This window comes from Agrobacterium sp. SORGH_AS_0745 (assembly GCF_030818995.1).
GTDB lineage: Bacteria > Pseudomonadota > Alphaproteobacteria > Rhizobiales > Rhizobiaceae > Agrobacterium > Agrobacterium tumefaciens.
This window is the reverse complement of record NZ_JAUTBI010000004.1, coordinates 476,974-491,111: the sequence shown is the minus strand read 5'-3', so window position 1 is coordinate 491,111 and position 14,138 is coordinate 476,974. Positions and strand designations below refer to the sequence as shown.

Below are 14,138 nucleotides of genomic sequence, written 5' to 3'. Positions count from 1 at the left end.
GCATCAATGTGTTCCTTTGATCAATTTCACTACTTTAGAAACATCTTGAAAAATGGGATAGCTTTTTATGTCCAGAGCCTTCGACAAGCTCATCAAGAAGCTCGAAAAGCTAGAGGCACAAATGAGTATTGTGTGCGATCTGGAGATCCCTTCAGAAGCTCGACAGAAAATATTAAGTGACCTGCTCGAGCAGCACCGCTTGATTGGAAATGAGCTCATGGAAAATGGCTTTCAAGAAAAGCTGGACGGTAGCGAAGAACTTACTGCACGGATCTTTGGCAACGGCTCAGCCCTATCCAAGGGTGATCAGTGACCCTTACCGAAGCCGCACCGCCGGTGCTCTGCGCATCCCCGCTGGTCGGAATGACGTCTACGGCCGTCAAGGTTGTGCACTCGATTTCGCTGCCATTACTGCCAATGTGCTTCGGCGCCTGGCTCTCGCTTGCGACTGGACCCGTCCGCTTCTGGGCAACCTTGCTGCTGGCCACGGCTGGTACGAGCATATAGGGTGGTTTGCCAATCTTGCCGATTTCTTGCCTTGATCAGACCAATACGCGCCGCACCGTCCAACCTTGGAAACGAATGAAGCGGCTTAACGCTTCGGTCCCCCGCCTTTTCAGAACCGATCCTCATCCTGATCGAGGAGTTCGCGCAGGCTCACTGCCAGTTCGCGGGCAGTGTAGGGTTTTTTAAGCCAGCTTCCCTTCGCGGCCAAATGTCGCCCGGCAATGGCCGGCTCCGCATAACCCGACGTAAACAAGACCTTGATGTCCGGCCGCAAAGCACGGGCAAGTTCCGCAAGCTCGTCGCCCGCCATGCCACCTGGCATCACGATGTCTGAAAAAAGAAGTGCAATATCGGAATGATGCTCAAGCAGCTCGAGCGCCTCAACACCGTTGGCCGCTTCCACAACGCCGTAGCCCAGAGCGGCGAGCCTCATGACCGCGACGCGTCGGACGCGAGCATCGTCCTCCACAACGAGAATCCTCTCTCTGTCCCCGGATTCAATTGTGGCTGGGAAGTCCGTGATATCGTTCTCCGGCGGATTGGCGGTATCCAGAGCTGCTGGAAGAAAGATCCGGACAGTCGTCCCCTGCCCCGCCTCGCTGTAAATCTGAACGTTGCCACCCGACTGTTTGGCGAAGCCATAAACCATGCTCAATCCCAAACCTGTGCCGGCTCCAACTTCCTTGGTGGTAAAAAAAGGTTCGAATGCCTTCTGTTTAACCTCCGGCGTCATACCCGCTCCCGTATCTGTGACGGATATCTGCACGTAGTTGCCAGGTTTTATACTTGGGTACATCTCTGCATAGTCTATATCAAGTTTGACGCGCGCAACCTCTATTATCAGCATTCCACCCTTTGGCATGGCATCGCGCGCATTGATAGCGAGGTTTAAAAGAGCGCTCTGCAGCTGCGAACTGTCCACCAGAGCCTCGGTCTCTGAACCCGCTATAATCGTTTTGAATTCGATCGCCTCACCAAGTGTTCTCCGCATCAAATCGGAAAACGCGCCTATGAGTTCGGCAATGTCAGACTGTCGCGGGTTGAGCGGCTGCCGACGGCCAAAGGCCAGAAGCTGGCTCGTCAGTCTTGCACCGTCTTCAGCAGCACCCTGCGCTTCCCGAAGGAAATGCCGGATAGTTTTGTCGGTGAGCCTGCTTTCAGCCATTTCGAGGTTACCGCTTATGACGGTGAGAAGGTTGTTAAAGTCATGTGCCAGGCCGCCCGTCAGTTGACCGACCGCTTCCATTTTTTGCGCCTGGCGCAATTCCTCCTCGATTTTCTGTCGGCTGGTCAGATCGCGTATAAAGCCCGTAAAAATACGATCGCCGTTGGCGATTGCCTCCCCCACTGAAAGCTCCATGGGAAAACGTGAGCCATCCTTTCTTTGTCCGGTCACTACACGTCCATAGCCGATGACGCGTCTTTCCCCGGTCGACAAATAGCGTGCGATATATCCGTCATGCGCTGCCCGGTCAGGGTCCGGCATGAGCATCCTGACATTGTGGCCGACAACCTCATTTGTATCATAGCCGAAGAGCCGCTCAGCCGCAGCGCTGAAGGACGAAATGATACCTCCTTCGTCGATGACAACCATCGCGTCGGGAACAGTTTCCAAAATGGAAAGAAGGTGCGCCTCGCGCCGGGCCAGTTCGTCCTGCATTCTTTTCAAATCCGTCACATCATTGTTGGTCTGCACAATGACCGGTGGCTGCTCGCCACCAAACTCTACGAATACCCATCTCGTCGCGATCAGGAGCTTGTGACCGTCCTTATGGTAATGAACGACTTCGCCACTCCATGATCCCTGGTGGGAAACGCGTTGCCGAAGTTCAGGCAGCGGCAAAGGGAACTGGGTGGAAAGAAGATCGTGGACGATCTTCCCAATCGCCTCCATTCTATTCCATCCGTAAAGATGCTCGCAGCCTGTGGTCCAGCCCGTGATCTTTCCGTCCATTCCATGAACTACGATGCTGGCACCATCCAGCAGGGTGATAACGGACTGAAGCTGCAGCTTTCCTCCCTCTTCCGGTCGCAAAATTTCAGGCATCGTTATCTCGTTGAGCGACGCTTGCTAGTGGCGGTGCCGTCCACCATGAACGACCAGTTTCTGCCGCACGTCGGAATAATCATCACCGTCACCGGCTAATTGTGCAAGGAGAAGCGGCTTGTCGATCATGATTGTTTGACGCGCGCCAGCATTTTCAATCCGAAGGACGCCCCTGTTGATAAGCTTCGTGAAGGTGCGTGAAACGGTTTCGATCGTAAGCCCGAGATAATCGGCAACATCCTGACGACACATGGGGAGTTCGATCGTTTTTTCCCACTCTCCCCGCCGCGCTTTACGTTCCAGAAACGTCATAAGAAACGTGCACAGTCTTTCTTCAGCACTTTTGCATGACAGCAGCACCATCTGTTGTTGGGCGACAGCCATTTCGTCTGAAACCAGCGCAAACATTTCCAGTCGCAGGATTTGATTGTTGCCGACGGCTTTTTCGAAATGCCTGCAGGTAACCCTGCGCAGCGTTGCAGAGGACACTGCTTCCGCGCTGTAGATGTAACGGTTTCGGATAGATATGCCGAGAATATTGCCGGCAAAGAGAAAACCGGTGATGATACGGCGACCATCTGCTATAATTTTGAATATTCGCAATACGCCGTCCGTGACTTCGAAGACATGTTCGGCTTCGTCCCCTTCAATGAATAGCGACCGTCCGGCCGCCAGATGCTCTACAGGCTGATTGCGAAAAATATCCCGCAGGCAATGCACCTCATCTGCTGGTGTCAAAATCTGACGGGTAAGAGTGCGATATTCGCCTGTACTGTACATGATGACCTCCATCTCTTTGCGATGGAGTTAAACCAAGTAAAATAACTGGTTGATGCCGCAAGGATGACAAACAGTGTTAATTTGTGACAAATTGTAACGCGAGATCAGAGGATGGCACAGAAGAACGGCCATTTGCTTGTTGTCGATGATGATGCGCGGGTGCGCCAACTGCTTACGCGTTTTTTCGACGGAGAAGGATATCACGTCAGCGCAGCGGCTGACGGTGTCCAGATGAGGGCACATCTGAAACACAATGAAATCGATGCTATCCTCCTTGACCTCAATCTCCCGGGTGCTCAGGATGGTCTTGATCTCGCTCGAGAAGTCCGGCTGAATTCGGATGTGCCAATCATCATGCTCTCCGGCCGAGACGACGTGGTGGACCGCATCGTCGGTATTGAGATCGGCGCTGACGACTATATTGCCAAACCGTTCCATCTTCGCGAAGTGCATGCGAGGCTGAAGTCAATCCTGCGGCGCCGTCTGCCGCGCGGTTCGCCGCGCCGCAATGAAATTTTTTACTTCGATGGCTGGACGCTTGACGTGCCCTGCCGAAATCTCCTGTCGCGGGAAGGAACACAAATTGACCTGACGACAGGTGAATTTGACATGCTTGTCACCTTTGCCAAGAATCCTGGGCGTGTTCTGACCCGCGATTTTCTGTTGGAGGAGACGCGAGCACGCCGTCGGGAAGCATTCGACCGGTCCATCGACGCGCAGGTCGCGCGTCTGCGCCGGAAAATAGAAACAAACAGTAAGCATCCAAGCATCATCAAGTCTGTTCGCGGCGTCGGTTACGTCTTTTCCGCGTCGATGGAAGAGGCACCCTCATCGGCAGTACGAAGATCATAAATCAAGCCGTCACCCGAACCTGGTCGTTTGGATGGGTCGCTGACGAGCGACCAGCCTTTAGGTCCGGCAGGCCAGAAATGAATGCGCTGACATTTCAGCTCTCTGGCTTTTTCCTTGACCTCATCAAACAGCAGCCGCGAAACACCTTGTTCGTCAAACAGGCTGAAGGAAGCAAAGACCGGAACCTCCATTTGTGGGGATTGCCGGCGATCGGTGACAAATACAAAGCAGACGCCGCGTATCACTCCCGCCCTGTCGGTTACAGTGAGCCAATTGCGCCGTTTCTGATCAGTGTCGGTTTCAGCCTGCCATTCCTGAAACGAAACCGACGAGAAGAGATGCTGGATAACGGCATAAGCGCGAGCGACGTTGGAAAGGGTGAGCAAACCGACCTCGTAGTCTCCTGACATTTCTGATCTCCCAAGTAATCGTTCCGATCTTCCGGTACCGGGGATTTTTCACATTGATGGTGATCAACAGCCTTCGACGCATGCATGCATTTACTGGAACAACCACTTGGCGAAACCACCGTGGATTGCGCTATGTCAAGGCAAAGTGTGTGCGATCACCGATAGATTGGAATGGCTGAAGGATAACCGAGGAAGGCGCCTCGCCATTTTGACAATGCAATGGCTGGCAGAGCTGGCGATATGCCCACGGAGAGTCCGCATGAATGACCCCCTCCTTCTTACCTTCAATACCGGCTCCTCAACAGTGAAGATCGGTATTTTCAAACTGGAGCAGCAAACACCGAAACGTATCGGCAAGGCAGTGGTTGATATTTCCGATCGACCATTGACGCTCGATCTGGCGAAAGGACCGGCGCGTCTTAATCTACCCTTGAAGACCGGCGCTGATGACGATCTTGCCGCGATGATGAAGGAGGTGTTTTGCACGCTGGCAGCCCACTTCGATCTCGACAATGTGGTTGCCGCCGGTCACCGTATCGTGCACGGCGGCAACCTTTTCGACGGTCCGGCCCGGATCAACGATCAAACCATGGAACGGATGCGATCACTCGTGGACATGGCGCCGCTGCATCAGCCGCAGGCGTTGCGACTGGTTCGGGCAGTGACGCACCTGCGACCGAAACTCTTGCAGACGGCCTCCTTCGACACGACTTTTCATTCAACGCAGACCGACCTTGTACGACGCTTCGCCATTCCCCGCGCCTTTCACGACCAGGGCATAAAGCGCTACGGCTTTCACGGGCTTTCCTTCCGTTACGTGGCGCGAGCTCTGACCGAAAGGGCGCCCGAGATCGCCGACGGAAAGGTAATAATCGCCCATCTCGGGAGCGGCGCAAGTCTTTGCGCCATCGAGCGCGGCAAAAGCTGTGATACGAGTATGGGCTTTTCCACCCTCGACGGCATTCCCATGGCGAAGCGTCCCGGTGCAATCGATCCAGGGGTGCTGCTTCATTTAATCGGGCCGCTGGGGAAAACGCGAGCAGAACTCGAAGATATACTTTACCACAGGTCCGGTCTTCTCGGCGTTTCGGGCCTTAGCGGCGACACCCGTGAGCTTCTCAAGGACAATAGTAGGCAAGCTCGCGAAGCGATCGAGCTTTTCATACTCAGGGTCGCCGGCGAGATCGGTCGTCTGACTTCAACACTTGGCGGGCTGAACGGGCTGGTCTTCACCGCCGGCATTGGCGAGAACCAGCCGGATATCCGCGCCGGGATCGCAAGCCGGCTGCTCTGGCTGGGCGCCGAGCTTGACGAGCACGCCAATCGGCGCAACGCGCTGGCGATCAGCACTCAGGCAAGCCGCATTGCCATCCATGTCATCCCCACAGACGAAGAGCAGATGATTGCCGAGGAGTGCCTGTCCATTTTCTCACCGGGCGGATGACGTCCTCCGCACGTCGCAAACTGAACTGAATTTCAAGGAGCAGTACCATGCAGCCCGAAAATGTTTCGCTGACAACTTGCGAGATCACCTCTCAGGAACTCGCGCTTGTGGATCGCTACTGGCGCGCTGCCAATTACCTCTCAATCGGCCAGATATACCTGCTCGACAATCCGCTTCTGCGCGAACCGCTGCGGGCAGAGCACATCAAGCCGCGCCTGCTCGGCCACTGGGGCACGACGCCTGGTCTAAATTTCATTTACACCCATCTCAACCGTGTCATCCGCAACCGCGATCTCGATATGATCTATGTCTGCGGTCCCGGTCATGGGGGCCCTGGCATGGTGGCAAGCACCTATCTCGAAGGAAGCTACAGCGAAATCTACCCGCAGATTTCCGAGGACGCTGCGGGCATGAGGAAACTTTTCAGGCAGTTCTCGTTTCCAGGCGGCATACCAAGCCATGCCGCTCCGGAAACACCCGGCTCCATTCACGAGGGCGGCGAGCTCGGTTATGCTATGGTGCATGCCTATGGCGCGGCCTTTGACAATCCGGAGCTGATCGTCACCTGTGTTGTGGGTGATGGAGAGGCCGAGACCGGAGCGCTCGCGGCAAGCTGGCATTCCAGCAAATTCCTGAACCCCTCGCGCGACGGGGCGGTGCTGCCCATTCTGCATCTTAACGGCTACAAGATCGCCAGTCCAACCCTGCTCGCCCGCATGAGCGATACGGAACTCGACCATCTCTTCCGGGGTTACGGCTATGAGCCATTCTTTGTCGAAGGACATGAACCGGAAAAGATGCACCGGCAAATGGCGGCCGCTCTCGATCAGGCCATCGACCGCATCCGCGCCATTCAGGCTGATGCCCGTGGCGGGGGACTGGATGACCTGCCGCGCTGGCCGATGATCTTATTGCGCAGTCCCAAGGGCTGGACAGGACCCAAGGAAGTAGACGGTAAGAAGGTCGAAGACTTCTGGCGTGCCCATCAGGTGCCGGTCGCCAATTGCCGCGAGAATGAAGGCCACCGCAGGATCCTCGAAGATTGGATGCGCAGTTACCATCCCGATGATCTTTTCGACGCGAACGGCCGGCTGAAAGAGGAGCTGCGCGCCCTTTCTCCGGTGGGCACACGGCGCATGGGTGCCAATCCGCATGCAAATGGTGGCATTTTGCGCAAGGAGCTTCGCGTACCGGATATCCGCGATTATGCGGTCCCGGTGGAAAAACGTGGCGCGCTTATGATCCAGACGACAGAAATCCTCGGCAGATATCTGCGCGATATTCTCAAGCTTAACCGTACTGACGCCAACTTCCGCATCTTCGGACCGGATGAAACGGAATCGAACCGCCTCGGAGCTGTCTTCGACGCCACAAGCCGGGTCTGGATGCAGGAAATCAAGCCTTACGATGTCCACCTGTCACGCGACGGACGGGTGATGGAGGTGCTTTCCGAACATCTGTGCCAGGGCTGGCTGGAAGGTTATCTCCTCACCGGCCGGCATGGCTTCTTTTCCTGTTACGAAGCCTTTATCCACATTGTCGATTCAATGTTCAACCAGCATGCCAAGTGGCTGAAGGTCGCTCGTGAACTGCCTTGGCGCAAGCCGATCTCCTCTCTAAACTATCTGCTCACCTCGCATGTCTGGCGGCAGGACCACAATGGCTTTTCCCATCAAGACCCTGGCTTCATCGACCTCGTCGCCAACAAGAAAGCCGATATCGTCCGCATCTATTTGCCGCCGGACGCCAACACCCTGCTCTGGGTCGGCGACCATTGTCTGAGGACATGGAACCGCATCAACGTCATCGTAGCCGGCAAGCAACCGGAACCACAATGGCTGACCATCGATGAGGCGGTGAAGCATTGCGAGGCCGGTATCGGCATATGGGACTGGGCTGGTAATGAGGATGGTGTCATAGCACCCGACGTCGTGATGGCCTGCGCCGGCGACGTGCCGACGATGGAAACGCTGGCCGCCGTGACCCTGCTACGACAGGCGATACCCGAACTGAAGATCCGCGTGGTCAATGTCGTTGACCTGATGACGCTTCAATCGCAGGAACAACACCCGCACGGGCTGTCGGATGAGGAATTTGACCGCCTTTTCACCACAGATCGGCCGGTCATCTTCGCCTATCACGGCTATCCATATCTGATCCATCGGCTCACGTACAAGCGTACCAACCACCAAAATATCCATGTCCGCGGTTTCATCGAAGAGGGGACAACCACGACGCCCTTCGATATGACGGTTCTGAACGAACTCGACCGGTTCCACCTCGCCCTTTCGGCAATCGATCGTGTGCCAGGCCTCAGGAATAAGGCTGCAGGCGTTGTGGGAATGCTCGAGGCAAAACTTGCGGAACATACACGTTACGTCCGGGAATATGGCGAAGACATGCCAGAAATCCGCAACTGGACCTGGCAAGGCTGAGGTTGCGGGCAAGACAACGCCGCCCGCGCGACAGTCGGTATCATAGACAATTCCGTGACATCCATCGTGGAGGGCCATAATGCGCAATCACTCCCTTGCCGATATATTGAAGCGACTACGTCCAGCGCTAGTCGTCACCTCGCTCGGGGGACTTGCAACTGCCCTCATCGGGATGCTTGGTGGTTTCAATGTTGTCTACGATACCGCGCTGATAGCTACGACCATTCTTGTGATCCTTGCGCTTACGGGACAGATTTTCGTCAGCCTTCGGCGAAAGGAATTCGGACTCGATACGATCGCGCTGTTATCAATGAGCTCGGCATTGATTTTCGGCGAACATCTGGCTGCCGCCGTCGTCGCTCTGATGTATTCCGGCGGCCAATATCTGGAAAGCGTTGCCGAAGGTCGTGCGCGGCGGGAGATGACTGCGCTTCTCCAGCGGGCACCGCGATTGGCAACACGGCGTCGGGGCGAAAATCTGGATGAAGTCACCATCGAGGCGGTCGAAACCGGCGATCGGCTTGTGGTGCGACAGGGTGACATTGTGCCTGCTGACGGCACGCTTGCAGAAGATGCCGTCCTGGACGAGGCGGCACTCACCGGCGAAGCATTACCCGTCAACAGAAAACGCGGACAGCCTGTCATGAGCGGGTCTGCCAATGCCGGCAACCTATTCGAAATGATTGTCACCAAACCGGCAAGCGAAAGCACCTACGCCGGAATCATCCGGCTGGTCGAGGCTGCTCACAACAGCAAGGCACATATGTCGCGTCTGGCTGACCGCTACGCCCTTGCCTTTCTCCTGACGACGCTTTCGATAGCGGGTCTTGCATGGCTACTGACTGGTGATCCGGTTCGTGCGGTCGCCGTGCTGGTCGTGGCGACCCCATGCCCTCTCATCCTGGCCGTACCTATTGCCTGGACGGCAGGCATGTCGCGCTCAGCGAGTGTTGGGCTCATCGTAAAAGGGGCCGATATTCTTGAAAAGCTTGGGCAAGTGCGAACACTCATTCTTGACAAGACTGGAACTCTGACCGACGGTCGGCCGCATCTTGCAGTCATTAATGCATTAGCGGATGAAAACGATCTGCTCCGGCTGACTGCCTCTCTCGATCAGGGCTCCAACCATGCGGCGGCGCGCGCGGTGGTTGCGGTCGCCCTTGACCGCGGCCTTGCATTGACGCCGCCCACGCACGTGTCGGAAAAACCGGGCGAAGGGATTTCAGGCACGATTGGATGCACGCAGGTTTCCATAGGAGGGCTGAACTATATTGCTTCGAAGGTAGCCGATGTGCCAACTCTCGGTCAGGCCGAAGTGATGACCGCCGCGATTGCTGTCGATGGAAAATTTGCCGGCACACTGCTTTTTAGCGACGCGCTACGCGAGGGCGCTGGAGAAGCCCTGGTCGAACTTAAGCGGCTCGGGGTGAACCGAATGATTCTTGCGACCGGCGATCGTGCCGATGTGGCGCGCAGCGTAGCCAAGGATTTACCACTCGATGAAATCCGGGCCGAACTTACGCCACTGCAAAAGATCGAGCTGGTGCAAAAGGAAGTCCGCCAAGCGCCTACCATGATGGTTGGCGACGGGGTAAACGATGCGCCGGCACTCGCTGCGGCGGATATCGGACTGGCCATGGGCCTCCACGGCTCGGCAGCAGCAGTGGAAGCAGCCGATGCGGTTCTGCTTGCCGAACGGCTGGAACCCATCGGTGACGGCGTAAGGATCGCCAGGGAATGCCGGCGCATAGCGATGCAGAGCGTCGTGGCCGGAATCGGACTATCCGTAGTCGCCATGATCGTTGCATCGTTCGGGTATCTCAGACCAGTCGAGGGCGCGCTTGTTCAGGAAGCGATTGACGTTGCGGTCGTCCTTAATGCGTTGCGCGCCCTTCGAATAAAAAGCTGGTTAACCCGAGCAAGGGCGCCCGTAGTCGCTTTATAGTATTACCTGAAAGCGCAACTCTCCGGCAGATACGATAGTTCTATCGGGCGAAAAAGACCGGCAAGTGGCACTCTTCCAATATCGATGCCGTGACGCCCCCGAAAATCCGCTCCCGCAGTCGTGAATGGCCATATGACCCCATGACGATGACGTCGCAACCGATCTCACGTGCGCGCTGCTGTATAACTGCTTCGGTACTTCTGTCAGCACTCGCCAGTTGTTCGATGACGGTCTTGACATTGTGGCGAGAAAGAAAGGTCGCGATATCTGCTCCCGGTTCTCCGCCATTGAAGAGATAGGATGCGTCCGGATCAACAAGAACGATATGAACCGCATCCGCACGCACCAGCATCGGCAAAGCCTCCTTGGCCGCGCGTGCTGCCTCGGGCCGGGAATTCCAGGCCAGGAGCACTCTTTTCGGCTTCAGGCTTGTTCTGCCTTGGGCTGCCAAAAACACTAGCGGGCTGCGAGCGGCGAATATCGTTGCCGCCATGACCGTTTTGCGAAGCTCGATATCTCTACGTATACCATTCCCGGCGATGACGATATCGGCACACATGGCCCGCATGCAGAGATTGCTTTCAAGGATAAAACGGTCTTCATAAAGTTGATTGACGTCGTAGGTGACACCATTTTTATTACAAAGATTCTCCGCTTCCTTCCTGATCTTCATCAGTTCGTCAATTTCGTTTTGCCGCTCCTCCAGCCAGACCGTTGTAACGGGATAGTCGGCGGTAACAGGCGAGAGCGCCGCGCCGAGGGCCAGAATGGAAAGATGGCTGTCTAGCTCGCGGGCAAGTTCGATCGCCTGACTGATATCTGCCGCGGCATCATGTGCACCGATGACAGAAAGTATTGTTTTGACGGACATGGACATGGCTCCTTCCCATTGATGATCAACTCAATGAGCAGAGTGTGTGTAAAGCATTGCAGACCCGCGATGATCTTCGTCAATCACGAGTGAGAAATTCCAAATCCCCTATCGATCTTCACAACGTGCCTACCGTAACGATCTAGAGCCTGGAGAGGGTGAATAGTTCCGTTGATCCCTGTCAATGCGGATCTGATTGCAGTGCGGTTCAATCGAGACGCTCAATGAAGCGCCGCAAAATGTTGAAACGACGTCACGTCGCCGTTTCAACCGTCACTTTCTTCAACTTGAGGAGAAATATCATGGCTGTGGCCCAAACCAAACTTCCGGCGAAGACCGACGAAGCGCCGGTGAAACCGGCGGGAACTTTCTGGCCCCCGCTCGAAACGCTTCGCTCCGAGATCGATCGCCTTTTCGACGGTTTCGTACCCACATCAAGGCATGCGCCCGACAGCTCCTTATTCGGCGGGGTTTTTCCAAGCCTGAAAGGATGGAGCGCCTCGCCGGCGGTCGACCTCGTCGAAAAAGATGAGGCCTACGAGGTCATTGCCGAATGCCCCGGCCTCGATCCAAAGAACATTGAGGTCAAGCTTTCAAACGGACTGTTGACGATCCGTGGTGAAAAGCAGGAAGAAAAAGAAGACAAACAAAAAGAATATCATCTTTCAGAACGTCGCTACGGCTCCTTCCAGCGAAGCTTTTCCGTGCCGGTAAACGTCGATGTCGACAAGGTGGCGGCGACGTTTGAAAACGGCCTTCTCAAGATCAAGCTGCCGAAAAGTGCAGAAGTAAAGAAGAACGAAAAGACGATCGAGATCAAGGCTGCCTGATTTCGACAAGGACAGCAAGATGACTAAAGGCGCGTACCGAGCGCGCCATTTTTCCAGTTCCGATTGTCCGTCACGACAAGAGGCTTTTCTCAATCTAGCTAATCGGGATTGAGGATATCTTTGTCGTGCGCGGCAGAGACGAGCTTTCTAAGCGTCTCCCGGCATCGCGCGCCGCCAAGGAACCGTTGGCTTCGATGCGGCGAGCAATTGCTACGTCGACCCGCTGTAGGAGGCATTGTCGATCCGACCAAGGTCGTGGAGGTCGCACTGGAAAGTGGGGTATAGGTCACCAGTATCCTTTTGCTGACCAATGCACAATGACGGAAACTCCCGAAGCGCTGGCGCCACAACTGCCCGCCCCGGTCGTTTAGGCGCGAGTGTTTGTGAGGTGGTCACATGTCATACAGTCCCCGAATTACCTTCCATGGCGCAGCTGGCACGGTAACAGGCTCCTGCTTTCTTCTTGAAAGCGGCGACGAACGTGTGCTGATCGATTGCGGGCTGTTTCAGGGATCCAAAACGGAAAAAGAACTCAACTACCGACCCTTCCCGTTCGCGCCTGTGGAATTAACGGCCGTCATTCTCACCCACGCCCACATAGACCATACAGGGCTCGTGCCGAAGCTCGTGAAGGAAGGGTACGGTGGTCCAATCTATAGTACCGCTGCGACACTTGATCTGTGTGCGGTTATGCTGCTGGATTCAGGCCATATCCAGGAAATGGAAGTCGATCAGCTCAATCGGCGGAACGAACGCCGTGGTCGAAAACCGGTTGAGCCGATCTATACAGCAACGGACGCGGCCGCTGCCCTCATCCAGATGCGTGCACACCCAATGGAACAGTGGATGGTGCTTTCGCCAGGATGTCGGTTCCGTTTCTGGAAGGCCGGACATCTTCTCGGCTCCGCCTCTGTTGAAATCGAAGTCGGAGACGGTCAGGATCGTCAGCGCATCCTATTCTCCGGCGATATCGGGCCGCAGCACAAACTTTTCCATACCGCTCCAGAGGGTCCGTCAGGGCTGGACTATCTGGTGTGCGAGAGCACTTATGGCGATGTTGACAGACATGATCCCTCCATAGCGCAAAGGCGGATAATGCTGCGCGACGAAGTTTGCCTTGCCGCGCGTCATCACAATGGCGCACTTCTCATTCCTTCGTTTGCCGTCGAACGCACGCAGGAGCTCCTGGCAGATCTTGTCAGTCTGCTGGACAGGGGCGCTATCGCCAAATGCCCGATAATTATAGATTCACCACTGGCAACGCGCGCTACCGAAGTGTTTATTCGTCATGCCCGTGAGCTTGAAAATGGCGATCTTCTCGTGCGTGCGCTCAGCTCGCGGCAAATTCACTTCACGGAAACCGCAGAGCAATCCAAATCCATAGACAACTTGAAAGGTTTCCACATCGTGATTGCTGCAAGCGGCATGTGCGAGGCAGGGCGCATTCGCCATCGTCTGAAGAACTGGTTGTGGCGTGAGGAAGCGACGGTTCTGCTGGTCGGCTATCAGGCGTCAGGCACGTTGGGCCGGATTTTGGAGGAAAGAGCACCCAGGGTCCGTATCCAGGGTGAGGAGATCGTCGTGCGAGCGAGCATACGCAAACTCGACGTCTATAGCGGTCACGCTGACGGGCCGGAGCTGGCGGCTTGGGTGGCTGCCCGGTTGCCTGTGAAACAGGGCGTTTTCCTCGTCCACGGCGAGCGCCCTGCCATTGCCGGTCTCAATACGCGTCTCGCGACAATGGACCCGTCGCTCAAAATCATCGAACCCGAGCTGAACGCAACCTACCACCTCACATCCGATGGCACCCTTGCCACCTACACGCGGCAAGGATTGCCGCGGATTAAACCGGTACGGGTTGGATGCCGGGACTGGCGCAATGAGTTTCAATCTCTGATTCTGGACCTGCAGGACCAGCTGGAAAAGGCAGCCGACGAAAAACGAAGGGGCGTCATCCTCCGCAAGATAAGACGCACTCTTGATGAAGCTGGCCCGCAGAGTGCATCGGACTAAAAGG

11 protein-coding genes are annotated in these 14,138 nt (G+C 55.8%); 7 read left to right on the top strand and 4 right to left on the bottom strand.

Annotation, left to right across the window (positions count from 1 at the left end):
* Positions 1–67 precede the first annotated feature (67 nt).
* Complete coding sequence (locus QE432_RS25925) at positions 68–313, top strand: hypothetical protein (RefSeq protein WP_113049347.1); 246 nt, start codon at positions 68–70, stop codon at positions 311–313.
* 303 nt (positions 314–616) lie between these two features.
* Here the strand turns inward: QE432_RS25925 and QE432_RS25920 are convergent, their stop codons facing one another.
* Positions 617–2,554, bottom strand: a complete 1,938-nt coding sequence (locus QE432_RS25920; RefSeq protein WP_113049346.1) for a hybrid sensor histidine kinase/response regulator — start codon at positions 2,552–2,554, stop codon at positions 617–619.
* Positions 2,555–2,578: 24 nt separating this feature from the next.
* Positions 2,579–3,334 (bottom strand): helix-turn-helix domain-containing protein, encoded by a 756-nt coding sequence (locus QE432_RS25915; protein ID WP_051093869.1) that lies wholly within the window; start codon positions 3,332–3,334, stop codon positions 2,579–2,581.
* A gap of 111 nt (positions 3,335–3,445) precedes the next feature.
* Between QE432_RS25915 and QE432_RS25910 the strand changes: the two genes are divergently transcribed.
* Complete coding sequence (locus QE432_RS25910) at positions 3,446–4,186, top strand: response regulator (protein ID WP_019565908.1); 741 nt, start codon at positions 3,446–3,448, stop codon at positions 4,184–4,186.
* Here QE432_RS25910 and QE432_RS25905 read toward each other — a convergent pair.
* On the bottom strand, positions 4,129–4,572 hold the full coding sequence (locus QE432_RS25905; RefSeq protein WP_155846271.1) for a hypothetical protein: 444 nt from the start codon (positions 4,570–4,572) through the stop codon (positions 4,129–4,131). The genes QE432_RS25910 and QE432_RS25905 overlap by 58 nt on opposite strands.
* 283 nt (positions 4,573–4,855) lie before the next feature.
* On the opposite strand from QE432_RS25905, the gene QE432_RS25900 reads away from it, so the two are divergent.
* The 3 genes from QE432_RS25900 to QE432_RS25890 all read left to right on the top strand — a co-directional run bounded on the left by QE432_RS25900 (position 4,856) and on the right by QE432_RS25890 (position 10,420).
* The gene (locus tag QE432_RS25900) at positions 4,856–6,040 is read left to right on the top strand and encodes an acetate/propionate family kinase (protein ID WP_113049345.1); all 1,185 of its coding nucleotides are present in this window, start codon (positions 4,856–4,858) and stop codon (positions 6,038–6,040) included.
* A 47-nt stretch (positions 6,041–6,087) separates the two neighbouring features.
* Positions 6,088–8,475, top strand: coding sequence for a phosphoketolase family protein (locus QE432_RS25895; RefSeq protein ID WP_306627398.1), 2,388 nt, complete (start codon positions 6,088–6,090; stop codon positions 8,473–8,475).
* Positions 8,476–8,647: 172 nt separating this feature from the next.
* Positions 8,648–10,420: a heavy metal translocating P-type ATPase gene (locus QE432_RS25890; RefSeq protein ID WP_113049343.1), complete on the top strand. Its 1,773-nt coding sequence runs from the start codon at positions 8,648–8,650 to the stop codon at positions 10,418–10,420.
* A gap of 40 nt (positions 10,421–10,460) precedes the next feature.
* Here QE432_RS25890 and QE432_RS25885 read toward each other — a convergent pair whose 3' ends face one another.
* The gene (locus QE432_RS25885) at positions 10,461–11,297 is read right to left on the bottom strand and encodes a universal stress protein (RefSeq protein WP_306627394.1); all 837 of its coding nucleotides are present in this window, start codon (positions 11,295–11,297) and stop codon (positions 10,461–10,463) included.
* Between the two features lie 296 nt (positions 11,298–11,593).
* On the opposite strand from QE432_RS25885, the gene QE432_RS25880 reads away from it, so the two are divergent.
* Together QE432_RS25880 and QE432_RS25875 are read left to right on the top strand one after the other, a co-directional pair.
* Positions 11,594–12,121: an Hsp20/alpha crystallin family protein gene (locus QE432_RS25880; RefSeq protein ID WP_113049342.1), complete on the top strand. Its 528-nt coding sequence runs from the start codon at positions 11,594–11,596 to the stop codon at positions 12,119–12,121.
* Between the two features lie 396 nt (positions 12,122–12,517).
* A complete protein-coding gene (locus tag QE432_RS25875; protein WP_113049341.1) occupies positions 12,518–14,134 on the top strand; it encodes an MBL fold metallo-hydrolase in 1,617 nt (538 codons plus the stop codon).
* Positions 14,135–14,138 lie beyond the last annotated feature (4 nt).